We start from the raw sequence: 22,915 nt of genomic DNA on the forward strand, positions 1-22,915 counted from the left end.
TCAGATGAAAAAATTAGTAATGCTTAGTGAAGTTAGTAATAATAATCCAGCTCTGGTCAGCAGAGTCAGGGAACTACTATCCTCAGGTCCTTTTAAGCTTGCCTATGTCCCATCGAAAACCGATAAGGAAAGAAGGTATTTTGAAAAAGGGAAGCAGGAGTTGGAGACGCTGGGTGTTTCGGACTTCTTATATTTCGATGTCGACGAGGAGTTCGATGAAAGAAAGCTGGAAGAATTCAAACGTTGTGACGGCATTTTTTTGTCTGGTGGAAATACGTTCTCATTTTTAAAAAACCTACAGGAAAGGAATATGCTTAAACTGATAAGGAAGATGGCACTAGAGGGTAAGCCGTTAATCGGTGTCAGTGCAGGAAGCATGATCATGTCCAATTCCATTAAAATCGCAGACTTTCTTGATGAAAACGAAGTGAAGTTGGATCGTTTGGATGGTCTGGGACTTTTAGGATTTGAATTCATGCCACACTGGGGCCGGTTGGAAGCTAATCCCGAAAAGCTATTGGAATATTCTCTCCACAACGATGAAGGAATATATCTGTGTAACGATGGTGATGGGATCGTCATTGATAACGACAATATCGAATTTTATGGAGAACTGCATGAGATTCGGAAGGGTCAGTTTTTATAAGCAAAAAAAAGCATTGTGACTGCACAATGCCTTTTGTTATACCAAATCCTTTATTTTTAAGACTACATCCTTTGGGCTGAAGGGCTTTAAAATGTAATCACTGGCACCCAGCTCTTCTCCTCGTTGAAGGTCTTGTGCCTCCCCTTTAGCAGAAAGCATGATCACGGGCGTAGTTTTGGTTTTCCTGATTTCTTCCAAGACTGCGAAACCATCTTTTCCAGGCATTAAAATATCAAGAATAATGATATCAAAGGATTCCTGAATTGCTTTCTCCAGTGCTTCGACACCATTGTTCGCAACCTCAACCTCAAAAGACTCCCTCTCTAAATACATCTTTAACAATTGGCTAATCCTTTGCTCATCCTCAGCTACCAATACTCTCTTTCCCATATTTTCCCCCTGAAAGTTCTTTATTTAAAGTAAGTATACACTATTGCTGGGTTGTTTTCTTGTCTGCTGAGCGTAAGGCACGAGAAAAAAATTGATTTCAAATATTTTGTGTGCTAGTATGTGTCTTATAATATTTTAATTCATACTATACTTATAGGAATAATTATAATTAAAAGCAGGTGATTAAAATGGGGAGAGAATTTATCCCGTTGTTTGATGATTGGGCGGAATTTTATGACGAAACCGTATCAGGGCATGATGCTGAGTATAAAGAAGTATTCGAAGATTATGATAGAATATTACATGCAGTAGCATCTAAGTCAACAGGGACAGTACTGGAGTTTGGAGTCGGAACAGGAAATCTGACAGAAAAGCTGATTTCTTTGGGAAGAGAGGTCTACGGTGTAGAACCTTCCAAGGTGATGAGGGAGAAAACGAAAGCAAGATTCTTGAATATAGACTTGTATGATGGAGATTTTATTCATTTCCCTGAATTGCCCCAAAAAGTTGATTCAATTGTCAGCACCTATGCTTTTCATCATTTAACAGATGAAGAAAAGGATTCCGCACTCAAACTATATAGTGAATTGTTAGAGGCTGAAGGAAAGATTGTGTTTGCTGATACCGCTTTTTTGGATGAAAAGGATCGCGAAGAACGACATCGGATCGTAAAAGAGCAGGGTTTCAAAAATCTCCTTGAAGACCTTCAGCGTGAGTACTATACAACTCTTGAAGTACTGAAACATCTTTTTCAAAAAAATGGTTTTGAGATTCGTTTTGAAAAGATGAATCCCTATGTTTGGCTGATGGAGGCTGTTAAGTTAAACAAAAATTAATGACAGTATTGGAGAGTTGCAGCAATGAGAATTGGAATTATCGGTGCAATGGATGAAGAAGTGGATTTGCTTCGCAGTAAAATGGCAGATATCGAAGAGATGAATCTTGCTGGAAGTGAATTTTACAATGGCAAGATTGATAATCAGGAAGTTGTACTTCTAAAGTCGGGAATTGGGAAAGTGAATGCGGCAATGGGAACAGCTTTGTTGATTGAAAAGTTCCAGCCTGATGTCATCATTAACACAGGTTCCGCCGGCGGGTTCCACAAAGAGTTGAATGTCGGGGATGTCGTCATCTCTACAGAGGTAAGGCACCATGACGTAGACGTGACAATCTTTGGGTATGAATATGGCCAGGTACCAAGAATGCCGGCATATTTTTCACCGGATGCCAACCTCGTGAGTGTCGCTGAAAAGAGCGCAGAAAAAATCAATGACATTCAGGTCGTAAAAGGCTTGATTGCATCTGGCGATTCATTTATGAACGATCCTGAAAGGGTTGATTTCATCAGAAGCAAGATGCCTGAACTGTATGCTGCGGAAATGGAGGCAGCAGCAATCGCCCAGGTTGCTCATCAATTTGAAGTGCCATTTGTCATCATCAGGTCTTTATCAGACATTGCAGGGAAAGATTCGAATGTCTCATTCGATCAATTCCTTGAAACGGCCGCTAAAAATTCTGCAGAACTAATTTTACTAATGTTAGAGGAGCTGAAGAAATAATGGTAAAAAAAATGAATGTGGAAAGCTTTAATTTGGATCACACAAAAGTCGCTGCGCCATATGTCAGACTTGCTGGGACGACTCAGGGTGCTAATGGGGATGTCATTCATAAGTATGACATCCGCTTCTGCCAGCCGAACAAGGAGCATATGGAAATGCCTGGTCTCCACTCACTGGAACATTTAATGGCTGAGAATATCCGCAACCATCATGATACTGTTGTCGACATTAGCCCTATGGGTTGCCAGACGGGATTTTACCTTTCTGTGATCAATCATGATGACTACGACAATATCCTCGATGTGCTGGAAAAAACATTAAATGATGTTCTTGAGGCAGATGAGGTGCCCGCATGCAACGAAATCCAGTGCGGCTGGGCTGCAAGCCACAGCTTAGAGGGAGCTAAAGAAATCGCTGCGAAAATGCTGGAAAAGAAAGATGAATGGCGCCAGGTTTTTGCTGAATAAGGGGAGTTAAAACAATGACGGTATACCGCAGTATCCATGAATTGGTTGGGCATACACCGATGATCGAACTTACACAGTTTCATCTGCCAGCCGAAGTACGTCTTTTCGCAAAGCTGGAGTATCTAAACCCGGGCGGCAGTATTAAAGACCGCCTGGGAATCGAGTTAATCGACGAGGCATTCCGTACCGGGAAATTGGCAGCTGGATTCACATTGATTGAACCAACGGCTGGAAATACCGGGATTGGGCTAGCGCTAGCGGCAATCAATAAAGGCATTAAGGTAATCTTTGTCGTCCCGGAAAAATTCAGCATTGAAAAGCAGGCAATCATGAAGGCGCTCGGTGCCAAGATCATCCATACACCGACTTCAGAAGGAATGGAGGGAGCCATCACAAAAGCAAAACAGCTGCTTTCGGATATCGCCAATTCCTATTCGCCGTCACAGTTTTCCAATCCAGCCAACCCGGAAACCTACTATAAAACATTAGGTCCTGAAATTTGGGATGACCTGGATGGAGAGATTGATATTTTCGTAGCAGGTGCCGGTACGGGCGGTACTTTCATGGGTACTGCTAGGTTTTTAAAAGAGAAGGATTCTAGAATAAAGACCGTCATTGTTGAACCAGTTGGATCAATACTAAACGGGGGTGCAGCTGGTTCCCATAAAACAGAAGGCATAGGGATGGAATTTCTTCCTTCTTATATGGACACTTCTTATTTTGATGAGATTCATACTGTCACAGATCAAGATGCATTTGATCGTGTGAAAGAACTTGCGGCTAATGAAGGAATACTTGCTGCGAGTTCATCTGGCGCAGCTCTTCATGCAGCATTATTGGAAGCACGGAAAGCCCCTCCAGGCACAAAAATCGTAACCATCTTTCCTGATGGAAGCGAGCGTTATTTAAGCAAAAAAATATACGAGGGGGGAATTTAAATGAAACGCAAAACAAAATTGATTCATGGTGGTATTCCAGGTGACAAAACAACCGGTGCTGTCTCCTTTCCAATATACCAGGTAAGTACCTACAAACAGGAAGATGTCGGAGTCCATAGCGGCTACGAATATTCAAGGACAGGGAACCCGACAAGGTTTGCCCTGGAAGAACTGATCAAGGACCTGGAAGACGGGAAACGAGGATTCGCTTTTGGCTCAGGAATGGCGGCTATAACTGCTGTTATGATGCTGTTCAATTCAGGAGATCACATCGTCCTGACTGATGACGTATATGGCGGAACCTATCGAGTTATGAACAAAGTGCTTAACCGGATTGGCATAGAGTCAACGTTTGTAGACACAACAGACCTCGATGCAGTAAAATCGTCGATCAAGCCGAACACAAAGGCCTTATATATCGAGACACCAACAAATCCGCTTTTGAAGGTTACGGACATAAAGGCAAGTGCGGCACTGGCAAAAGAACATGGTTTGTTGACGATCGTCGACAATACCTTTAGCACGCCATACTGGCAAACGCCATTGAATCTGGGTGCAGATATTGTCCTTCATTCGGCCACTAAATATCTCGGCGGCCATAGTGATGTGGTAGCTGGTCTGGTTGTCGTGAATGATGAACATCTTGCTGATGATCTTCATTTTGTTCAAAACTCGACCGGAGGGATTTTAGGTCCCCAAGATTCCTGGCTATTGGTCAGGGGAATAAAGACCCTGGGCTTACGAATGGAAGCACATGAGGCGAACACGAAGAAAATCGTTGAGTTTCTTTCTGGTCATAAAAATGCAGAAAAAGTCTATTACCCAGGCCTCGAATCGCATCCCCAGCATTCAATCGCAAAAGAACAGGCAGGCGGATTCGGCGGGATGGTCAGCTTTGATGTCGGAAGTGCAGAAAAAGCTGCAGAGGTCCTGAGCAGAGTTCGATATTTCACACTTGCTGAAAGTCTTGGTGCAGTCGAAAGCTTGATTTCCGTCCCCGCAAAAATGACTCACGCATCCATTCCGGTAGATAGAAGAGCAGAGTTGGGAATCACCGACGGCCTGATCCGTATTTCTGTCGGGATTGAAGATGTAGAGGACTTGTTAGAGGATTTGAAGCAGGCATTGCAATAGAAGGATAACAGTCTGTTAAGCTCCGAAAAGGGTGTTCAATTAACTTGAAAGGCATTCTTAAGATCCAGTTAGCTTATTGATGACGGAGATATCTAGATTTAAGGGAATAGAGTAACCAATAGAGGTTATTGGTACTACGAAAATCCGGTATTAGGAAAATGGAGTAACCAATAGAGCTTATTGGTGCTACGAAAATCCAGTATTAGGAAAATGGAGTAACCAATAGAGCTTATTGGTGCTACGAAAATCCAGTATTAGGAAAATGGAGTAACCAATAGAGCTTATTGGTGCTACGAAAATCCAGTATTAGGAAAATGGAGTAACCAATAGAACCTATTGGTGCTACGAAAATCCAGTATTAGGAAAATGGAGTAACCAATAGAGCTTATTGGTGCTGCAAAAATCCAGTATTAGGAAAATGATGTAACCAATAGAGCTTATTGGTGCCCAAAAACTCCAATATCAGTAAAAACAGGTCACCAATATAGCCGATTGGTGATCAAATTCGCTAGTATTATGAAAAATAGGTCACCAATATTCTTTCCATTGAAAAGAGGCACCATTAAGCTGGCGCCTCTTTCTTGCGTTTCTATTCATCTATGAAGCTTTTTGTCCCGCAAATGTAGGTTCCTTAACTGCTTTATTCTCTTTGAAAACATTGAAAACTAGATTCAAGGCAATTGCTGTCAGGCTTCCGGCGACGATTCCGTTGTCGGTCAAGATGCGGATGCTGGACGGCATTTGTGAAAATAACTCTGGTACTGCTGTGACCCCGAGGCCCATCCCAACAGAACAGGCGATGATTAATAGGTTTTCCTGTGAGGAGAACTCGACCTTGCTGAGCATCTTAATTCCGTAGGCAACCACCATGCCAAACATCGCGACCATTGCTCCACCAAGCACTGGAGTTGGGATGATTGTCGTCAACGCGCCTATTTTAGGCATTAATCCGAGGAGTACCAGGAAGAATCCCGCTGTATATATGACATTCTTTGACTTAACCCCAGACATCTGTAGAAGGCCGACATTTTGCGAGTAAGTTGTATAAGGGAAGGCGTTAAAGAAAGCACCAAGAATGATTGCGAGCCCTTCTGCACGATAACCATTCTCCAAATCTTTTTCCTCAAGCTTTTCATCGCAGATATCTCCGAGTGCAAAGTAGACTCCTGTGGATTCCACCAAACTTACCACCGCAACGAGAATCATCGTCAGGATGGCAGATACCTCGAAGGTAGGAAGTCCGAAATAAAACGGTGCTGGCATGTGGAACCAGGAGGCATCCTTAACAGCTGAAAAATCAACCATTCCCATAAAATAGGCAACAATCGTTCCTGCTGCCAGTCCCAGCAGAATGGCAATGGCACGGATAAATCCTTTGAAGAAACGGAAAAGAACAATAATGAAAAGCAATGTTCCAAAAGCAAGGCTGATATTCGATAGGGAACCAAAGTCAGGACTTCCCTGGCCACCAGCCATATTATTCATCGCAACAGGAATCAGGGTGATTCCGATGATCGTGACAACAGATCCGGTAACTACCGGTGGGAAAAACCGGACTAACTTTCCAAAGAACTTTGAAATAGCAACGACAAAAATGCCTGAAATGAGTATCGAGCCATAGATGGCCGAGATGCCGTACTGGCCGCCAATCGCAATCATTGGTCCTACAGCTGTAAAAGTACAGCCAAGCATGACAGGAAGGCCGATACCGAAAAATTTGTTCCGCCAAACCTGAAGGAGGGTAGCGATGCCGCACATGAAAATATCGATTGAAACCAAATAAGTTAGTTGTTCTCCGGAAAGACCGAGCGCGCCACCGACGATTAATGGTACGATGACCGCACCGGCGTACATTGCTAATACATGCTGTATTCCTAATGAAGCAATTTTAAAAGGGTTCTGTTTCATCGTGTTAGTTCCGCCTTTCCTTCTTGGGTATTTTCAAATTCTACGATGCCGTTCTCTAGTGAATGAATGATCGCCAGTGATTCTACCCGGTAGCCTTCTTCCCGCAACAATCGTCCGCCATCCTGGAATCCTTTTTCAATCACGATTCCAAAACCTGCAATCGATGCTTTAGCTTTGTTCACTATTTCTGCCAGTCCGAGTGCAGCTTGTCCGTTTGCCAGGAAATCATCAATAATTAATACTTTATCGCTTTCGCTCAGGAACTTACTGGACACGGAGATCTCACTGCTCTCTTCCTTGGTAAAAGAGTAAACAGATGCTGTAATCAGATCATTTACGAGAGTAAGAGACTTTCTTTTCCTTGCAAAAACAACTGGTACATTTAAGTGGAGCCCTGCCATGACCGCCGGTGCTATACCGGATGATTCGATGGTTACTATTTTAGTAACTCCTGATCCAGCAAATCTTTTGGCAAATTCTGATCCAATTTCGTTCATAAGCTGGGGATCAATTTGATGATTCAGGAAAGAGTCCACTTTTAAAATGGACGATGACAGGACACTCCCATCGTTTTTGATTTTTTCAATTAGCTGTTCCATGTTAATCCTCCTCTTTTTATCCGAGCCGAAAAAAAAGCCCGAAGTCCATGCATTCACGTCATAACTGAGTGAAGCAATGGTCTTTGGGCTTTAAAAGTAGCTGAAGACAAGAGGACAGAAATCTGCCTCTGCATTGCTCACTCATAGTCAGATCATTTACGGTGATCCGGTAGAAACTTGCAGGCCATATCCCTGCGATTATATGAGTGAATGGATTAAGTTATAGTCATTATAACACCATTTTTGTTTTCTTCAACCATAAAAACCGTATTTTCTTGTTAAAACAACTTATTAATGTTCGCCTTTAAGGTAAAAGACTATAAAAATCCTTTCGTCGCAAAAGAAAAAATCTTCCCCATTTTACAAATATTTGTTAAACTATTTAAGCATTTGAGGTGTATGGGGGATATACATATGAGCGTATTCAAGGATTTATTATGGTACTTTAAGTCAGAGAAAAAAGCATACTTAACAGGAATTTTCTTGTTGCTGTTCGTAGCGATGCTCCAGCTGGTGCCGCCTAGGGTAATCGGGATTATCGTAGATGAAATTACGAACGGAAGTCTTACGGGTGGAAAGCTGGGTAAATGGATTGTTGTTCTGGCGGCTTCAGGGTTGGCAATGTATTCGCTCCGTTATTACTGGAGGATCATGATTTTTGGTTCAGCGGTAAAGCTGTCCCGATTGTTAAGGAACCGCTTGTATGCGCATTTCACCAGTATGTCGCAGTCCTTTTACCAGAAGAGAAGGACAGGGGATTTGATGGCCCATGCAACCAATGATTTGTCCGCAATCCAGCAGACGGCAGGTGCCGGGGTTCTTACCTTCGTTGACTCGGTTTCGACCGGCGGGTTTGTCATCATCGCGATGGCAGCGACCATCAGCTGGAAGCTGACATTGATCGCCTTGATTCCAATGCCGTTCATGGCCATGCTGACAAGCTGGTACGGAACTATGCTTCATAAGAGATTCCATAAAGCCCAGGAAGCATTTTCCGATTTGAATGACAAGACTCAGGAAAGCATCACAGGCATAAAAGTAATTAAAACCTTTGGACAGGAAAGCGAAGATATCGAGGATTTTAGAAAGCAATCCGAGGATGTCGTGAACAAGAACATCTCGGTTGCAAAAGTAGATGCACTATTTGACCCAACCATCTCCATCATCGTCGGGATCTCCTTTTTCCTGTCAATTGCCTTTGGGTCAAGATATGTCCTGAACGGGGAGTTGACCATCGGACAGCTTGTTTCCTTCACCTCCTATCTCGGACTGTTGGTTTGGCCGATGCTGGCATTTGGCTGGTTTTTCAATATAGTTGAGCGTGGGAGGGCGTCGTATGACCGTGTCTCCGCATTACTCGATGAAAAAATCGATATTCAGGACAAAGCCGATGCACTGGATATAGTGCCAGAGGGAGATATTCAATATGATATTGAAACATTTGTCTATCCAGGCGACCCGGACCCGATTTTGAAGACAATCAAATTTGGGCTTAAAAAAGGACAGACGCTTGGAATTGTCGGAAAAACGGGAGCTGGAAAGACTACGCTGCTGAAGCTGCTGATCAGGGAATTCGACCTGTCGGATGGCAGCATCGCCATTGGCGGCAGGAACATCGAGGACTATAAGATTGACCGCTTAAGGCAGGCAATCGGCTATGTTCCTCAGGATCATTTCCTTTTTTCGGCCACAGTCGAGGAAAACATCGCTTTTGCGAACCCATCAGTCGAGAAGGATGTCATCCATAATTCGGCCATAGTGGCGAACATCCATGATGACATACTTGAATTTACTGATGGCTACCAGACGGTTGTCGGGGAGCGCGGCGTTTCTCTGTCAGGAGGGCAAAAGCAACGGATTTCCATTGCGCGTGCTCTCGTCATGAATCCTGAAATCCTGATTCTCGATGATTCGCTGTCAGCGGTCGATGCAAAGACCGAGGAACAAATTCTATCGGCATTAAAAGAGAATCGGAAAGATAAAACAACGATTATCACTGCTCACCGATTGAGTGCGATTCATCATGCCGACTTGATCCTTGTCCTTGAAGACGGCCGAATAGCTGAACGCGGCACACATGATCAGCTAATGGAGCAAGATGGCTGGTACAAGGACATGTACTTGAGGCAGCAACTTGAAGAACTCGTCGAGCAGGGAGGGTGACCATGGAAAAAACGCCTGTATTAAACGCAAAAGAACAGCGGTCGGTGCTGTTCCGGCTTCTTGCGTATGCAAAGCCGCATTTAAAAATGATTTCAGTTGCTTTTGGATTCCTGCTGCTTGCGACGGTCGGGGATGTCCTCGGACCGATTTTGGTGAAGATTTTCATTGATGATTATTTGCGGGAAAGCTATTTGCCTTTCAAACCATTATTGCTGCTCGGGTCAGCTTATATCGGCATCCAAATCCTCAATGTGCTTGTTTCCTATTTTCAGCTTTTGAAGTTCCAGGAAATCGCGCTGAAAATCATCCAGCAGATGAGGATTGATGTCTTCACGAAAGTCCAGCAGTTAGGGTTGAAGTATTTTGATAAAACTCCTGCAGGCTCGCTTGTCTCAAGGGTCACGAATGATACTGAGGCGATCAAGGATATGTTTGTCAGTGTGATAGCGACCTTTATCCAGAGTGGGATCCTGTTGTTCGGAATTTTCGTCGCGATGTTCATCCTGAACGTAAAACTGGCTTTGTTTACAATGCTGATTTTACCGTTCATTGTGTTCATCATGAGCTTGTATCGTAAGTTAAGCTCGAAGTTTTATCAGGATATGCGTGAGAGGCTCAGCCAATTGAATGCCAAGCTCAGTGAATCACTCCAGGGAATGTCAATCATCCAGATGTTCCGTCAGGAAGAAAGGCTGAAGAGGGAGTTTGGTGACATCAATGACAAACATTTCGAGGCGGGGATGAGAAACATAAAGGCAGATGGGCTGTTATTACGTCCGGCGGTTGACCTGGTGTATATTCTTGCGTTGATCATTGTGCTCAGCTTTTTCGGGATCACTTCCTTTGACAGCACGATTGAAATCGGAGTGCTCTACGCATTCATCAACTATCTGGATCGCTTTTTTGAACCTGTGAACAATATGATGATGCGACTTTCCATGTACCAGCAGGCCATTGTTGCTGCTTCACGGGTGTTCAAGCTGCTCGATGAAGAAGAACTGGCTCCGGCACAGGCTGGAACGGAAGCGGACAAAATCAATAATGGCAAAATCGAATTCAAGGATGTCAGCTTTTCTTATGATGGCAAGCGGGATGTCCTGAAAAATATCAGTTTTTCCGTGAAACCTGGGGAGACCATTGCGTTTGTCGGCCACACCGGCAGCGGCAAAAGCTCGATTATCAACCTGCTGATGCGCTTCTATGAATTTGAGCGCGGCGAGATATTGGTTGATGATCATTCCATCAAGAATTACCCGGTGAGTGAACTTCGTGATAAAATGGGCCTCGTGCTGCAGGATCCATTCTTGTTCTACGGTACGATCGGGGATAATATCAGGCTGCATAATAGGGATTTGAGTGAGGAGGATATCAGGCAGGCGGCTGAATTCGTCCAGGCTGATACTTTCATCGACAAGCTTGAAAATGGTTATGGACACAAGGTAACGGAGAGGGGATCGACTTTTTCGAGCGGACAAAGGCAGCTGATCGCTTTCGCCAGGACGATCGCCGCGAATCCGAAAGTCCTTGTTCTCGACGAAGCGACGGCAAATATTGATACCGAAACGGAAGAAGCCATCCAGACGGCACTTGCTAAGATGCGAAAGGGCAGGACAACGATTGCCATCGCACACAGGCTGTCAACAATCCAGGATGCAGACCAGATCATCGTCCTTCATCATGGGGAAATCGTAGAGCGAGGGACACATCAGGAATTGATCTCCCAACAAGGACTTTACCATAAGATGTATTTGCTTCAGAACGGCTCAGTTGAAAGGTTAGAAGATGTTGTAGGATAATAATAAAAAAATAAAACAGCTACAACGCTTGCTGCGTTTAGCTGTTTTTTAATGGGCTGGTATTTTTTTAATATAGACGCGATTGTATTCGTTCAACAGTTCATCGAGTTCCTGGCTGTAATGAATGGCAATGGTGGAATTCAAGCCGTTCTTAGATGCGATTTCAATCAGCTCTTCTCGTTTCTTCTCTATAAGGGTGATCAGTTGCTCTTTAGACAATGTGAAAATCCTCTCTGTTATGTGTTTCAACAGTATATTATGTAAAATCGTTATAAATATAGAAATTATTACAAGTGCTATATTAGTATATAGCATATACTGGCAAATTTCAAAAGAAACATTTGTAAAATATTTTCCTGTAAAAATAAGACACTCAAGTTTAATACCCAGTTTTTTAAAAGTTAAACATCATTTTTATAGAATTAATAAATTGTTCACAGTTCGACTATGATAATAGTGAAAATAATTTGTTAGAATGGGACTATCGAATATGAACTGGAGATGGAATGATGTCAGATATTAATATTTTTATCGCTATGGGAGCCGGTTTCCTAAGCTTTATTTCTCCATGCTGTTTGCCGCTGTATCCCGCGTTTTTATCCTACATTACAGGAATGTCGGTAGGGGAACTGAAAAGTGAAAACGCGATGCTGCAAAAAAGGAGTTTGCTCCATACCTTGTTTTTCCTGCTTGGCTTCTCGATCATTTTCATTGCTATTGGCTTCGGGACATCTTTCGTAGGCCAATTTTTCATGCAGTACCAAGACCTTATCCGTCAGCTTGGCGCAATATTCATTGTGGCTTTCGGGTTGATGGTAATTGGATTCTTTAAACCAGAGTTCCTGATGAAAGACCGAAAGATTGAGTTCAAGAACCGTCCATCGGGATATTTTGGATCATCATTGATCGGTATGGCCTTTGCCGCAGGCTGGACACCATGTACCGGACCCATTCTTGCATCCGTCATACTGCTTGCAAGCTCGAACCCTGGTTCAGGCATGCTTTATATGATCGCATATACGCTCGGCTTTGCGATTCCATTCTTCATTCTTTCTTTCTTCATTGGAAAAATGCAGTGGATCCGCAAGCATAATGTAAAAATAGTGAAAATAGGCGGATATATCATGATCCTGGTAGGAATCATGCTATTCTTTGACTGGATGACAAAATTGATTTCGATCCTTTCTATGTTATTTGGCGATTTTACAGGATTTTAAAGGTGATATAATCCTCCGTTTTTGTATATGAGAATTTTGTCGGTGTCTTTACATTGAAAATAATGACTATTTATAGTTATATAGTAATTAAGGGGAATTTTAACAGATAAAAAAGACTTGTTGTGATTGTCGGGGAGGATACAGCAATGGCCAGAATTTTGATAGTTGACGACGCAAAATTTATGAGAATCACCTTAACCAATATTCTGAGGAAAGCGAATCACGAAATAGTAGGAGAAGCTGAAAACGGACGTGAGGCAGTCATGCTGTATCGCGAGCTTAAGCCCGATCTAGTGACAATGGATATAACAATGCCTGAAATGAGCGGCCTGGATGCAGTAAAAGAAATCAAAAAAGATTTCAAGGATGCAAAAATCATCATGTGTTCAGCGATGGGCCAGCAGAAGATGGTAGTAGATGCCATCGAAGCAGGAGCAAAGGATTTTATTGTCAAGCCATTCGATGATTCCCAGGTAGTCGATTCAGTATCAAGAGTTCTAAGATAAATAATAGCCATTTAAGTGTATCTTAAATGGCTATTTTTCATTATAATAATAGTGTAATCTAAAAATAAGGGATGAAATATAGATGAATTATGTTCTGGCATCTACAGTTGGGGCAGTTGGCATGGCAATCTTCGTGACAATCATGAGGATGAAGGCTGCCAAAAAACCAGCATCAGCCAAGAAAATCATTTTGCCGCCAATTTTCATGAGTACCGGTGCCCTCATGTTTATCTTCCCGATGTTTCGGGTGCATTTTTTACAGATTCTTGAGGCACTGACAGTAGGAATGTTATTCTCGATCCTGCTGATCAAAACTTCGCAATTTGAAGTGCGCGGCCGGGAAATTTTTCTTAAAAGATCAAAAGCTTTTGTTTTCATATTAATCGGTCTTTTGATAGTCCGCGTTATCGCCAAGCTCGTACTCAGCAGCACAATCGATGTTGGCGAACTGAGCGGCATGTTCTGGATCCTGGCATTCGGAATGATCGTACCATGGCGGATTGCGATGTATATGCAGTTTAAAAAGCTTCACAATGAACTGCACGGAGGGCCGGCAAGACCAAATATTAATTAATAGAAATCCTCTCGCATTTTGCGAGGGGATTTTTTTATTGCTGAGTAACAGCAATCAATAAGCGAATTTTTTATAATAAATGGATATTCAGCAAATTTATGGAATGTTATGATAATAGTAAGTATTCATAGGGAGAGATTTTTGGTGAAAATGAATAGTCTTCAGGCAGTTTTTATCGACCGGGATGGTACTCTCGGAGGAAGTGATTTCGTCATTTATCCGGGTGAATTTACAATGTTTCCGGGTGTTGAGGAATCTATTAAGCAATTGAAAAGTCGAGGGATATTAGTCTGTTCGTTCACGAACCAGCCAGGAGTGGCTGACGGAGTTGCTTCTGCCGAAAGCTTTGACAGTGAATTGAAGGCTTTTGGTTTTGATCGAGTCTATCTTTGTCCTCATCGGCATGGCGAGGGCTGCGAATGCAGGAAACCTTCTATTGGGATGTTGAAAAGGGCAGCAGAAGAAAATGGGCTGGATTTAAAGAAATGTGTCGTCATCGGTGATCGATGGACAGATCTTCTTGCCGCCGATGAAGCTGGGTGCATGAAAATCCTGGTTAAAACAGGCAGTGGCAACCAGGCTTTCGAAAAATACCGGAACAATGAGTACAAAGGACGCTGGGCAGAAGTGCAACCCGACTATATTGCCGAGGATCTGATCGATGCGATCAGCTGGCTTACTGTGTAGGAGTGAGGAAATGGTAATCATTATAGCTATAATATTGCTAGTTTTTATGTTTGATTTTACAAAGCTGAGGCAGCAGAATGAGAAAATGATCGAGCAGAATGACAGGATGATTTCTTTGCTTGAAGAGCAGTTGAAAAGAGGAAGTGAATGAAAGTTCCTAAAATAAGAATTTGGGTGATAATCTCTGGAATCATCGTTGGTTTTTATCTAAGTAGAATGGTCGGGATGGCGAAATCTTTTCAGGGTGAATTTAATGAGCTGACAGGTGAGAATGCAAGCCTTTTCGTGATTGCCAAATCATTTGTCAATCAGAACTTTGACAGTGAACTGGAAAAAGAGTATAAAACTGCAGGCATGAACCAGCAGTATAAACATATTTCCATTTACTATCAGGAAGAGGACAAAGAACTGATTCCCTTGACAATCGAAACGCTGAAATGTGCTGAGGATAAGTCAGCCGAACTTTTTGGCAGCACTAAAAACGTTCCCATCGATATGATTTTTATGAGTAAAGAGGATATTGTACAGATTTCTAAGATTGAGGATGTTTCAGGGTATTACTCTCATTTTGAGAAGGTCCTTGCTGTAAGTGTTGACCCTGAGTACGTGGAAGGGATCTTACAGGAGCTAGAAACACCACTGTATTTCTTTCAAAAATCAATTTTGCATGAGTACGCACATTACGCCACTTTCAATAAAATAGAGAAAGCGGAAACCTTTGGTGACCTCTTTCCGACCTGGTTCCTTGAGGGAATATCTGAGTATGTAGGAAATGACAAAACAGAAGTTGGCTTCGATTCAAATCCATACGAAGCACTGCCTCTAAAAGACATCAGCTGGGACAATGATTTCCATGAAGTGCGACAATCTGGTATCTCAGAACCCTATTTGCAAAGCTATTTTACTGTGAATTATCTGATCCAGGAATATGGGATAAATGTTGTGGATGAATTGATTTATAGAACAAAAGAGTCAGAGGATTTCTATGAGGCCCTGGAACAGTTGACCGAGAAGCCGGTAGCTGTTTTTGAACAGGATGTTATAAATTATTATAAATGAACTGAGGAGGGAAATTATGTTAAGCAAACTGGGCTTTGATTTATGGGCGGATGGCTATGACAAGACCGTTCAGGTAAGTGAGGAAAACGAAGTCTACCCATTCGCCGGGTATAGAGCGATCTTAAATACCATTTTTAATGAAGTGATGGGGAAAGTAAATGCAAGTGTTTTAGATATCGGTTTTGGTACGGGAGTTTTGCCCTCCAAGCTGTATTACCATGGACATCAGATCGATGGAATTGATTTTTCATCCCAGATGATTGCACTCGCTGCACCCAAGATGCCGAAGGCCAACTTGGTTGAATGGGATATTACCAACGGACTTCCTGAGGAAATTAAGGCAAAGAAGTATGATTACATTGTCAGTACATATGCATTGCATCATTTAACCGACGACGAAAAAGGACGGTTTATCCGAATGTTATTGCCAATGCTTGAAGTGGAAGGCAAAATTCTGATCGGGGATATCGCATTTGAAACCAGACAGGAGCTTGAATCCTGTAGACTTGACAGCATTGATTTCTGGGACGATGAAGAATTTTACTTTGTTTTTGATGAATTGCATTCCATGTTGAAAGAGGAATGCAAGTTGGAATTTCAGGCGCATTCCCACTGTGGCGGTGTCATCATACTATCTAGAAAATAATAAATGTACTTAGCACTGCCTGATTGGGTAGTGCTATTTATCTGGTTCTGGCGAGAACCTGCGGAAGTGTCCGTCATAGCCCTAATGAAGGAAAAAGGAGCGGGAATGAGAGGAAAAGTGTCCATCATAACCTTGATGATGGACAAAAAGAGCAAGAATGGGAAAAAAAGTGTCCATCATAGCAGTGGTGATGGACAAAAGGAACGAGAAATAGAGAGAAAGTGTCCGTCATAACCTTGATGATGGACAAAATGAGCAAGAATGAGAGAAAAAGTGTACGTCAAAGCCGTGATGATGGACAGAAAGAGCGAGAATGAAAGGAAAAGCGCCTATCATAATAATGGCGACGTACACTATTCTATTTAAATTTGGTAAAAAGAAGGAAATGACAAGGCGCTGTCGAATTTTGTTTAACTAGAAAAATTTTTACCTATCGGAGGTTGTCATGGGTTATATCGAGGATTTACGGAAGGTGATTGGCCATCAGCCGCTTATTTTAGTGGGGTCAGCTGTGGCAGTAATCAATGAATCTGGAGAGTTTTTATTGCAGAAACGTCAGGACGGACAATGGGGCGTTCCAGGGGGCTTTCTTGAATTAGGGGAGTCGACAGAGGATGCAGGAAGACGTGAAGTGTTCGAAGAGACAGGTCTGGAAATAGGAAAGCTTGAGCTGGTTGGAGTTTTCTCGGGCAAGGAGCATTATGTAAAACTGCCAAACGGGGATGAGTTTTATTCGGTTACGGTTGCTTATGTGACAAGGGATATCAAAGGCGGAGAATTGAAAGCAGATGGGTTGGAAACAAAAGATGCCCGCTTTTTTCATGTGAATGATTTGCCTGAGAAGCTGAATCCAATGATTAAGAATCTAATGAAGCAATTCGTGTTTGCAGTATAGAATGATGCAGCAAAAAGTAAAACAAAAATTAGTAAGTTTATATACAGGTGAACTCTTTGCCGTTTTTACCTTCGCAATCATTTGGATATTGTATATCCAGCTTTTTGATTGGTCAATTCCCTACCTAGGAGCATACTCGTCGTTATATGCCTTTGGATTGCTCGAGTTTATCTTGCTGCAGGGAAGTTATTACTGGTATTTGAAGCTGCAGCAGTTGAAACAGGGGGATTTGTCCAGGCTGTCGGCTAAAAAACTTAGAACATTTTCCTTTTTTAAGAGGATGAATGCAGTTTTCATTGTGATAGGTTTGTTTATATTGGCCTATCTGATGATTCGCAATCAGCCGGAGCGATATTGGTTTTTATTTCTATATCTGTTTGCTGCCATTGAAAATATCAATTACTATTACGTCCGCCTCTCCTATCAAACGTTAGAGGAATTGAAGGAATTGAAGCGGCAAAAAGGATTTCGCAGATCCAGGCTGGCAAAGGAATTGGACAGTTTTTACATAGGGGAGGAGAAATGATGGACGCAACATTTTATATGGAAAAGACGGTTTTTAATTATCGTGTCGCAGCTGTGATGGTCGTTAACAACCATGTGCTTATTCATCGCCAGGCCACGGATGAACACTGGGCCTTGCCAGGTGGCAGGGTTACAGTAATGGAAGATTCACAAACGAGTATTGTAAGAGAAGTAAAGGAAGAATTGGGGATAGACGTCAAAGTAGACCGACTGCTCTGGTTCACCGAAAACTTCTTTGACTACAAACATAGAAATTTTCATGAAATTGGTTTGTATTATCATGTATCACCAACGGAAGGCAGCTTCGCGTTTCAAGCGGAAGCGTTCTTTGGAGAAGAAGGAGAACGACTGGTCTATCAATGGGTACCAATCAACCAGCTTGAAACGATTAAGTTGTATCCTGAGTTTATCAGAAGTTCACTTTATGAATTACCGGAAACTCCGGAGCATTTAATTGTAAAGCAATATAGTATCAGAGCTGGAGAGTGAACGAGGTCCTTGGTTGGTGAAAAGAAATGGAGGAGCAAAGTGGAATTCTATAATTTCAAAAAGGACATTGGAGTAGACATCACAAAATTCGATTCGAATTTTGTGATGTCAAGGATTGTTAGGACAGTGAACGCAACCCATATTGGGTTTATGTATCTCGACCAGGATGGGATCATCGGTTTTCATCAGGCAACCATGCCGCAGCTTTTGCTGGTAGTAAGTGGCTCCGGCGTTGTGAGAGGGGAATCGGAAGAGTACTATAAAGTAGAGCCAGGCACTGCGGTATTTTGGCGAAAAGGCGAATGGCATGAAACAAAGACAGATAAAGGTTTAACTGCAGTGGTCATTGAAAGCGAAGAGTTGAATCCAGCATCTTATATGGCAAAGCTAGAGAATTATAAAGAGCCTTTTTAAAAGCCGCTGGTCCTTCCTGAAGGAGTTTAGTTAAGGATGAATACATACCGATCTAATACCATATTTCCATGCTTAGTTGCTGAGACAAAAGAGTTAGCAGAGAGCAGAGGCTTCACCGGATCTTGTACCGACGAAACAGGCCGGTTATTGTCCGTACTAACAGGACAAGTCAAGGGAGGAAAAATACTTGAAATTGGGACTGGCTTTGGGGTTGGAAGTGCCTGGATTTTGTCTAACATTCAGCCTGACGTCCAATTTGTATCTGTAGAGATCTAACGCTCAAAGGTGGAACTTGTCAGTAAAATGATAATTCATTCAAATGCGGAATTTGTGTGTGGAGATTGGAAAGAGATTATTCAACAGGGGCCATTCCAATTCATTTTCGCTGATGCCGCCGCAGCAAAAACCATCGATAGTGAAATATTAGCAGAAATTCTTGAGGTCGGTGGATTACTGCTTATGGATGATTTCACCCCAGAAGAATATTGGCCAGCAGAGTGGAGGGGCAAACCGGACCCAGTAAGGGAGTTCTGGTTAAATCATGTGAGACTCACAGCAACTGAAATATACCTTACACCCAGGTCATCGGCTATTTTAGCTGTAAAAAATAAATGAATGGGAGAATACTAGTGAAAAGAGGAATTATCAGGCCATTGGCCATTTGCGTTTTTAGAAGAGAAAAAGCAATCCTGGTGGCCGAAGGGTATGATTCTGTAAAGAGGGATTTTTATTATCGGCCGATAGGTGGCGGGATTGAATATGGAGAGAAAAGCCTGGATGCAGTCAAAAGAGAAGTCTATGAAGAAATAGGAGCCGGAATCGACAATATTCAGTATATCGAGACTGTGGAAAATATTTTTTCCTATAATGGAGAATTAGGTCATGAAATTGTGATGGTATATGAAGCAGAATTTTCAAAAGATCATTTTTATAAAATGGATACCTTTGAGGGGAAAGAAGATGACGGCTCCGTTTTTAAATTGAAGTGGATCCGGATTGATGATTTTGAAAGTGGAAGTTTAAGGTTAGTTCCGGATGGATTATTGGATTTAATACGCTAACGCAAATGAGGCTTGATAAACGTGGATTTGCATACTGAAACAGAAAGGCTCGTATTAAGTCCACTGAGAGAAGAAGATTATCCTAATTGGTATGAGCAATACGGTAATAGATTGCCCTCCCAATATAAATATGATGATGGACGCCCAAAGAATCTCTCTGCTTATACACAGGAGTGGTTTATCAATTGGATCAGCAAGTTTGATGAATCTGCAAATGAGGATAAAATGTATAACCTTGGTGTATTTAGAAAAGAAGATGGAGCCTTTGTCGGGAAAATAGAGCTATATACCATTTTAAGAATGGATTATCAATGGGGCATGGTGGGGTATTCGATTCATAACCAATTTTGGAAAAACGGCTATGGACTTGAAAGTGTGGAAGCTGCCACAAATCTATTCTTCGAAGAATTGGATTTCCACAGAATCGAACTTCATATAAATGAAGACAATATGCCATCGGTTAAATTGGCGAAGAAAGCTGGATTCCGGTTTGAATGTATTAGAGAGAAGTTTTCACTGGAAAATGGGGAATGGATCGACTATTGTATCTTTTATAAAAATAGGAGGTAGGAAGGTTTTGAAATAGACCAAACCTTCCAGCCATTTTATTTAAGCAGAAGGATATTAAAGGGTTTTTGTTTAAACTACTATTTTTAAAGCTTCTAATACTCGTGAAACATGCAGGTCATCTTTCATGGATTCCAGAGAGTGCCATCGTACTTCATTTAAAGTTTGATTCTCGCCATATTCAGGATCGCACCCGAGCATCGGTTCTTGATCGTTCAGCTGGCGGGCCAGGAAACACCGTTCTTCACCACCACTGTATTGGCCGGTAAAGAGATAATCGACAACCTCTACATCTAAACTCACTTCTTCCTTCACTTCACGTACGACCGCTTCTTCGAATGATTCTCCAGCCTCTAAACCACCGCCTGGAAGGGTCCAAAACTCTCCATCCGGGTAGACATGTTTTGTCATAAGGATATTATTGTTGTTAATGATAGCAGCAAAAGCTCGTGGTCTGGTCAATAGGTAGCACCTCGTTATAGGTTGATTTTTCATAATTTTACCATAATTGTGAATGGATGTTACCTATGAAATTACATAAAGTGAAAAGTGGCTTTCAACAAAAAGAACTCCATCGAACAAACCGGAGCGTGTAGCCCGAAAAAGTGTCCGATAGACGCGCTCTAACGGCCAAACCGGAGCGTGTAAGAGGGAAGAGTGTCCGATAGACGTGCTCTAACGGCCAAACCGGAGCGTGCAAGAGGGAAAAGTGTCCGATAGACGCGCTCTAACGGCCAAACCGGAGGGTGTAAGAGGGAAAAGTGTCCGATAGACGTGCTCTAACGGACAAACCAGAGCGTGTAAGAGGGAAAAGTGTCCGATAGATGTGCTCTAACGGACAAACCAGAGCGTGCAAGAGGGAAAAGTGTCCGATAGAAGGGCTCTAACGGACAAATTGAAGCGTGCAAGATGAAATAGAGTCCGATAGACAGGCTCTATCGGACAAACCGGAGCCGGCAGCCGAGAAAAGTGTCCGATAGAATTTAAGACCTCTACCAAATCCAGACTAATCAAGAATGGAAGAATCCTTACAGAGGAATTGAATGGAAAGGAGCAGGATGTCTTTGGCAATAAACAAGCCCGTGGTAACTATTATCGGAGCTGGGATTGGCGGCTTATCTGCCGCGATTGCCTTGCAGCGACAGGGAGTGAAGGTAAAAGTTTTTGAGAAAGCAACAGAGCTGATAGAAACAGGTGCAGGCATTGTGCTGGCAGCCAATGCGATTAAGGTATTGGAAAAGTTGGGGGTTGCCAATCAAGTACGTCAGGCGGGTTCACCAGTCAAGAAGGCGGAAATCCGAACCTCTGATGGCAAGCTTATTGTGAACATGCCGGTTCATAAACAGGCAGAACGTTATGGTACATATAGTTATTTGATCTATCGGCCAGAGCTGCAAAGGATTTTATATGAAAAATTAAAACCTGATACTGTTGTGTTTGGTAAAAAGTTTTCAGGGATAGAGCAGGATCGGAAGAAAGTCACCAGTTTTTTCGAAGATGGTGAGATGAATACTTCAGATCTTCTCATCGGAGCGGATGGAGTTCACTCAAGGGTGAGAAAGGAAATTGTTGAAGATTCTCCTTTGCGATATTCGGGTTTCACCGCTTTCCGGGGGATTTCTTATTTTGCGGATGAACGTTTTCCAGAGGAGCTTGGCGGAGGCTTTGAGGCATGGGGAAGAGGCAAGAGATTCGGTTTTTCACATTTAGGGAAAGGTCGAGTGTTTTGGTTCGCAGCAGTGAACATGCCAGAAGGAACTCTCACAGCACTTGCAAACAAGAAAAAAACTGTTTTACACCATTTTCACTGGTGGTGGGGCCCTATCGAAGCAGTCATTGATTCAACTGCAGATTCAAAAATCCTTGTGCATGAGATTTTTGACAGAAAGCCAGTTGATAGTTGGCATAAAGGAAGAGCTGTACTACTGGGAGATGCAGCACATCCGATGCTGCCGAATCTCGGTCAGGGCGGAGCGCAGGCTATGGAGGATGCGCTAATCCTTACAAATTGTCTAAAACTTAATCCTGGGGAAATTGAACAAGCATTGAACCAATATGAACATTTGAGGAGCTCCCGTACGAAGAAAATTGTCCAGAGCTCCAGAATGATGGCAAGAATGATGCAACTCGAGAATTCGGCGGCTATTAGATTACGGAATCACATGATAAGGAACACTCCAGACGAAATGAAAATTAAAAGACTTGACTGGGTTCTTGGATATGATGCGGCAAATCTCGTTGAAACATGAAAGGGAGGAAAGGAAATTGATTTTTGAAATGACCTATCAGGTGCGAGTGACAGATTTCGAAGAAGGTTTTCGCTGGTATAAAATATTGCTTAAAAAAGAGCCGGATTTTACCCCTCATAACGGGTTTGCTGAATGGGAGTTGATTCCCGGGGCATGGCTTCAGGTAGCAGAAGGAACAACTTCAGGAGGGAGCGGCCCATTGCGTTTGGGAGTCAGGTCGATTGAGGAAGAACGGTCTCGGTTAGTCAAGGATCTAGATGTAGACCTATTCGAGATTTATGAGAGAAAAGAAGTTCCTGTAAAATGGGCGACATTTTCCGACCCATGGGGAAATCAGATTGGTTTCTTTGAATATATTGATGAGAGGGAAATGCATAAAAGAGTAACTGCCATTTTAGGAAGTAAGGAGTAAAGGAGTAAAGGAGT

At 42.5% G+C, this 22,915-nt stretch carries 31 protein-coding genes and 1 riboswitch; of the genes, 26 read left to right on the forward strand and 5 right to left on the reverse strand.

What is annotated here, in order from left to right:
* Nucleotides 1-4: 4 nt before the first annotated feature.
* Nucleotides 5-646: a Type 1 glutamine amidotransferase-like domain-containing protein gene (locus J7E38_RS14220; protein WP_214707063.1), complete on the forward strand. Its 642-nt coding sequence runs from the start codon at nt 5-7 to the stop codon at nt 644-646.
* Between the two features lie 36 nt (nt 647-682).
* On the opposite strand, the gene J7E38_RS14225 is transcribed toward J7E38_RS14220, so the two are convergent.
* Entirely contained in the window at nt 683-1,036 is a 354-nt protein-coding gene (locus J7E38_RS14225; protein WP_214707064.1) for a response regulator transcription factor, read from the reverse strand.
* Nucleotides 1,037-1,224: 188 nt separating this feature from the next.
* Between J7E38_RS14225 and J7E38_RS14230 the strand changes: the two genes are divergently transcribed.
* Genes J7E38_RS14230 through J7E38_RS14250 form a run of 5 tightly spaced genes read left to right on the forward strand, consistent with a single transcriptional unit; the run spans nt 1,225 to nt 5,134 of the window.
* Nucleotides 1,225-1,872 carry a class I SAM-dependent DNA methyltransferase gene (locus J7E38_RS14230; RefSeq protein WP_214707065.1) on the forward strand — a complete coding sequence of 216 codons (648 nt, stop codon included), beginning with the start codon at nt 1,225-1,227 and terminating at the stop codon, nt 1,870-1,872.
* Nucleotides 1,873-1,896: 24 nt separating this feature from the next.
* A complete protein-coding gene (mtnN, locus tag J7E38_RS14235; protein WP_214707066.1) occupies nt 1,897-2,595 on the forward strand; it encodes a 5'-methylthioadenosine/S-adenosylhomocysteine nucleosidase in 699 nt (232 codons plus the stop codon).
* Nucleotides 2,595-3,062 (forward strand): S-ribosylhomocysteine lyase, encoded by a 468-nt coding sequence (locus J7E38_RS14240; protein ID WP_214707068.1) that lies wholly within the window; start codon nt 2,595-2,597, stop codon nt 3,060-3,062. The genes mtnN and J7E38_RS14240 overlap by 1 nt, the downstream gene beginning before the upstream one ends.
* A gap of 14 nt (nt 3,063-3,076) precedes the next feature.
* Nucleotides 3,077-4,000, forward strand: a complete 924-nt coding sequence (locus J7E38_RS14245) for a PLP-dependent cysteine synthase family protein (RefSeq protein WP_214707070.1) — start codon at nt 3,077-3,079, stop codon at nt 3,998-4,000.
* Complete coding sequence (locus J7E38_RS14250) at nt 4,001-5,134, forward strand: bifunctional cystathionine gamma-lyase/homocysteine desulfhydrase (RefSeq protein ID WP_214707071.1); 1,134 nt, start codon at nt 4,001-4,003, stop codon at nt 5,132-5,134.
* Nucleotides 5,135-5,731: 597 nt separating this feature from the next.
* Here J7E38_RS14250 and J7E38_RS14255 read toward each other — a convergent pair.
* Nucleotides 5,732-7,042 (reverse strand): nucleobase:cation symporter-2 family protein, encoded by a 1,311-nt coding sequence (locus J7E38_RS14255; RefSeq protein ID WP_214707073.1) that lies wholly within the window; start codon nt 7,040-7,042, stop codon nt 5,732-5,734.
* Nucleotides 7,039-7,641 carry a xanthine phosphoribosyltransferase gene (locus J7E38_RS14260; protein WP_214707074.1) on the reverse strand — a complete coding sequence of 201 codons (603 nt, stop codon included), beginning with the start codon at nt 7,639-7,641 and terminating at the stop codon, nt 7,039-7,041. Before J7E38_RS14260 ends, J7E38_RS14255 begins: the two co-directional genes overlap by 4 nt.
* 124 nt (nt 7,642-7,765) lie before the next feature.
* Nucleotides 7,766-7,867: riboswitch (purine riboswitch) on the reverse strand.
* A 188-nt stretch (nt 7,868-8,055) separates the two neighbouring features.
* Here J7E38_RS14260 and J7E38_RS14265 point away from each other — a divergent pair.
* On the forward strand, nt 8,056-9,804 hold the full coding sequence (locus tag J7E38_RS14265; RefSeq protein WP_214707075.1) for an ABC transporter transmembrane domain-containing protein: 1,749 nt from the start codon (nt 8,056-8,058) through the stop codon (nt 9,802-9,804).
* Nucleotides 9,805-9,806: 2 nt separating this feature from the next.
* Nucleotides 9,807-11,600 (forward strand): ABC transporter ATP-binding protein, encoded by a 1,794-nt coding sequence (locus J7E38_RS14270; RefSeq protein ID WP_214707076.1) that lies wholly within the window; start codon nt 9,807-9,809, stop codon nt 11,598-11,600.
* 48 nt (nt 11,601-11,648) lie between these two features.
* Here the strand turns inward: J7E38_RS14270 and J7E38_RS14275 are convergent, their stop codons facing one another.
* Nucleotides 11,649-11,819, reverse strand: a complete 171-nt coding sequence (locus J7E38_RS14275; protein ID WP_214707077.1) for an aspartyl-phosphate phosphatase Spo0E family protein — start codon at nt 11,817-11,819, stop codon at nt 11,649-11,651.
* 290 nt (nt 11,820-12,109) lie between these two features.
* On the opposite strand from J7E38_RS14275, the gene J7E38_RS14280 reads away from it, so the two are divergent.
* The 16 genes from J7E38_RS14280 to J7E38_RS14355 all read left to right on the forward strand — a co-directional run bounded on the left by J7E38_RS14280 (nt 12,110) and on the right by J7E38_RS14355 (nt 20,243).
* Nucleotides 12,110-12,817, forward strand: a complete 708-nt coding sequence (locus tag J7E38_RS14280; RefSeq protein ID WP_214707078.1) for a cytochrome c biogenesis CcdA family protein — start codon at nt 12,110-12,112, stop codon at nt 12,815-12,817.
* A gap of 146 nt (nt 12,818-12,963) precedes the next feature.
* Nucleotides 12,964-13,323, forward strand: a complete 360-nt coding sequence (locus J7E38_RS14285; protein ID WP_144475962.1) for a response regulator — start codon at nt 12,964-12,966, stop codon at nt 13,321-13,323.
* 82 nt (nt 13,324-13,405) lie between these two features.
* A complete protein-coding gene (locus J7E38_RS14290) occupies nt 13,406-13,897 on the forward strand; it encodes a CcdC family protein (protein WP_214707079.1) in 492 nt (163 codons plus the stop codon).
* Nucleotides 13,898-14,047: 150 nt separating this feature from the next.
* Entirely contained in the window at nt 14,048-14,584 is a 537-nt protein-coding gene (locus J7E38_RS14295) for an HAD-IIIA family hydrolase (RefSeq protein WP_215038646.1), read from the forward strand.
* A gap of 10 nt (nt 14,585-14,594) precedes the next feature.
* Complete coding sequence (locus tag J7E38_RS14300) at nt 14,595-14,735, forward strand: hypothetical protein (RefSeq protein ID WP_214707083.1); 141 nt, start codon at nt 14,595-14,597, stop codon at nt 14,733-14,735.
* Nucleotides 14,732-15,643 (forward strand): gluzincin family metallopeptidase, encoded by a 912-nt coding sequence (locus J7E38_RS14305; protein ID WP_214707084.1) that lies wholly within the window; start codon nt 14,732-14,734, stop codon nt 15,641-15,643. Before J7E38_RS14300 ends, J7E38_RS14305 begins: the two co-directional genes overlap by 4 nt.
* A 16-nt stretch (nt 15,644-15,659) precedes the next feature.
* Nucleotides 15,660-16,289, forward strand: a complete 630-nt coding sequence (locus J7E38_RS14310) for a class I SAM-dependent methyltransferase (RefSeq protein WP_214707085.1) — start codon at nt 15,660-15,662, stop codon at nt 16,287-16,289.
* 3 nt (nt 16,290-16,292) lie between these two features.
* Entirely contained in the window at nt 16,293-16,523 is a 231-nt protein-coding gene (locus tag J7E38_RS14315) for a hypothetical protein (protein WP_214707086.1), read from the forward strand.
* 211 nt (nt 16,524-16,734) lie between these two features.
* Nucleotides 16,735-17,184, forward strand: coding sequence for an NUDIX hydrolase (locus J7E38_RS14320; protein WP_214707087.1), 450 nt, complete (start codon nt 16,735-16,737; stop codon nt 17,182-17,184).
* Between the two features lies 1 nt (nt 17,185).
* Entirely contained in the window at nt 17,186-17,710 is a 525-nt protein-coding gene (locus J7E38_RS14325) for a hypothetical protein (protein WP_214707088.1), read from the forward strand.
* Nucleotides 17,710-18,198, forward strand: a complete 489-nt coding sequence (locus J7E38_RS14330) for an NUDIX hydrolase (RefSeq protein WP_214707090.1) — start codon at nt 17,710-17,712, stop codon at nt 18,196-18,198. The genes J7E38_RS14325 and J7E38_RS14330 overlap by 1 nt, the downstream gene beginning before the upstream one ends.
* A gap of 39 nt (nt 18,199-18,237) precedes the next feature.
* The gene (locus tag J7E38_RS14335; RefSeq protein ID WP_214707091.1) at nt 18,238-18,612 is read left to right on the forward strand and encodes a cupin domain-containing protein; all 375 of its coding nucleotides are present in this window, start codon (nt 18,238-18,240) and stop codon (nt 18,610-18,612) included.
* 36 nt (nt 18,613-18,648) lie between these two features.
* Entirely contained in the window at nt 18,649-18,888 is a 240-nt protein-coding gene (locus J7E38_RS14340) for an O-methyltransferase (protein ID WP_214707093.1), read from the forward strand.
* Between the two features lie 27 nt (nt 18,889-18,915).
* Nucleotides 18,916-19,227, forward strand: a complete 312-nt coding sequence (locus J7E38_RS14345; protein ID WP_214707094.1) for an O-methyltransferase — start codon at nt 18,916-18,918, stop codon at nt 19,225-19,227.
* A gap of 14 nt (nt 19,228-19,241) precedes the next feature.
* Nucleotides 19,242-19,673, forward strand: a complete 432-nt coding sequence (locus J7E38_RS14350) for an NUDIX hydrolase (RefSeq protein WP_214707096.1) — start codon at nt 19,242-19,244, stop codon at nt 19,671-19,673.
* Nucleotides 19,674-19,694: 21 nt separating this feature from the next.
* Nucleotides 19,695-20,243: a GNAT family N-acetyltransferase gene (locus J7E38_RS14355; protein WP_214707098.1), complete on the forward strand. Its 549-nt coding sequence runs from the start codon at nt 19,695-19,697 to the stop codon at nt 20,241-20,243.
* Nucleotides 20,244-20,312: 69 nt separating this feature from the next.
* On the opposite strand, the gene J7E38_RS14360 is transcribed toward J7E38_RS14355, so the two are convergent.
* Nucleotides 20,313-20,702: an NUDIX domain-containing protein gene (locus tag J7E38_RS14360; RefSeq protein WP_214707100.1), complete on the reverse strand. Its 390-nt coding sequence runs from the start codon at nt 20,700-20,702 to the stop codon at nt 20,313-20,315.
* Between the two features lie 596 nt (nt 20,703-21,298).
* Between J7E38_RS14360 and J7E38_RS14365 the strand changes: the two genes are divergently transcribed.
* On the forward strand, nt 21,299-22,489 hold the full coding sequence (locus J7E38_RS14365; protein WP_215038626.1) for an FAD-dependent monooxygenase: 1,191 nt from the start codon (nt 21,299-21,301) through the stop codon (nt 22,487-22,489).
* 16 nt (nt 22,490-22,505) lie between these two features.
* Nucleotides 22,506-22,901 (forward strand): VOC family protein, encoded by a 396-nt coding sequence (locus J7E38_RS14370; protein ID WP_214707103.1) that lies wholly within the window; start codon nt 22,506-22,508, stop codon nt 22,899-22,901.
* The last annotated feature ends 14 nt before the right edge of the window (nt 22,902-22,915 follow it).

The organism is Bacillus sp. ISL-35 (genome assembly GCF_018613355.1).
GTDB lineage: Bacteria > Bacillota > Bacilli > Bacillales > Cytobacillaceae > Mesobacillus.

Coding starts and splice junctions, on each gene's coding strand:
- J7E38_RS14220 (WP_214707063.1), top strand. CDS start 5: ATGAAAAAATTAGTAATGCTTAGTGAAGTTAGTAATAATAATCCAGCT.
- J7E38_RS14225 (WP_214707064.1), bottom strand. CDS start 1,036: ATGGGAAAGAGAGTATTGGTAGCTGAGGATGAGCAAAGGATTAGCCAA.
- J7E38_RS14230 (WP_214707065.1), top strand. CDS start 1,225: ATGGGGAGAGAATTTATCCCGTTGTTTGATGATTGGGCGGAATTTTAT.
- mtnN (WP_214707066.1), top strand. CDS start 1,897: ATGAGAATTGGAATTATCGGTGCAATGGATGAAGAAGTGGATTTGCTT.
- J7E38_RS14240 (WP_214707068.1), top strand. CDS start 2,595: ATGGTAAAAAAAATGAATGTGGAAAGCTTTAATTTGGATCACACAAAA.
- J7E38_RS14245 (WP_214707070.1), top strand. CDS start 3,077: ATGACGGTATACCGCAGTATCCATGAATTGGTTGGGCATACACCGATG.
- J7E38_RS14250 (WP_214707071.1), top strand. CDS start 4,001: ATGAAACGCAAAACAAAATTGATTCATGGTGGTATTCCAGGTGACAAA.
- J7E38_RS14255 (WP_214707073.1), bottom strand. CDS start 7,042: ATGAAACAGAACCCTTTTAAAATTGCTTCATTAGGAATACAGCATGTA.
- J7E38_RS14260 (WP_214707074.1), bottom strand. CDS start 7,641: ATGGAACAGCTAATTGAAAAAATCAAAAACGATGGGAGTGTCCTGTCA.
- J7E38_RS14265 (WP_214707075.1), top strand. CDS start 8,056: ATGAGCGTATTCAAGGATTTATTATGGTACTTTAAGTCAGAGAAAAAA.
- J7E38_RS14270 (WP_214707076.1), top strand. CDS start 9,807: ATGGAAAAAACGCCTGTATTAAACGCAAAAGAACAGCGGTCGGTGCTG.
- J7E38_RS14280 (WP_214707078.1), top strand. CDS start 12,110: ATGTCAGATATTAATATTTTTATCGCTATGGGAGCCGGTTTCCTAAGC.
- J7E38_RS14285 (WP_144475962.1), top strand. CDS start 12,964: ATGGCCAGAATTTTGATAGTTGACGACGCAAAATTTATGAGAATCACC.
- J7E38_RS14290 (WP_214707079.1), top strand. CDS start 13,406: ATGAATTATGTTCTGGCATCTACAGTTGGGGCAGTTGGCATGGCAATC.
- J7E38_RS14295 (WP_215038646.1), top strand. CDS start 14,048: ATGAATAGTCTTCAGGCAGTTTTTATCGACCGGGATGGTACTCTCGGA.
- J7E38_RS14300 (WP_214707083.1), top strand. CDS start 14,595: ATGGTAATCATTATAGCTATAATATTGCTAGTTTTTATGTTTGATTTT.
- J7E38_RS14305 (WP_214707084.1), top strand. CDS start 14,732: ATGAAAGTTCCTAAAATAAGAATTTGGGTGATAATCTCTGGAATCATC.
- J7E38_RS14310 (WP_214707085.1), top strand. CDS start 15,660: ATGTTAAGCAAACTGGGCTTTGATTTATGGGCGGATGGCTATGACAAG.
- J7E38_RS14315 (WP_214707086.1), top strand. CDS start 16,293: ATGTACTTAGCACTGCCTGATTGGGTAGTGCTATTTATCTGGTTCTGG.
- J7E38_RS14320 (WP_214707087.1), top strand. CDS start 16,735: ATGGGTTATATCGAGGATTTACGGAAGGTGATTGGCCATCAGCCGCTT.
- J7E38_RS14325 (WP_214707088.1), top strand. CDS start 17,186: ATGATGCAGCAAAAAGTAAAACAAAAATTAGTAAGTTTATATACAGGT.
- J7E38_RS14330 (WP_214707090.1), top strand. CDS start 17,710: ATGGACGCAACATTTTATATGGAAAAGACGGTTTTTAATTATCGTGTC.
- J7E38_RS14340 (WP_214707093.1), top strand. CDS start 18,649: ATGAATACATACCGATCTAATACCATATTTCCATGCTTAGTTGCTGAG.
- J7E38_RS14345 (WP_214707094.1), top strand. CDS start 18,916: ATGATAATTCATTCAAATGCGGAATTTGTGTGTGGAGATTGGAAAGAG.
- J7E38_RS14365 (WP_215038626.1), top strand. CDS start 21,299: ATGTCTTTGGCAATAAACAAGCCCGTGGTAACTATTATCGGAGCTGGG.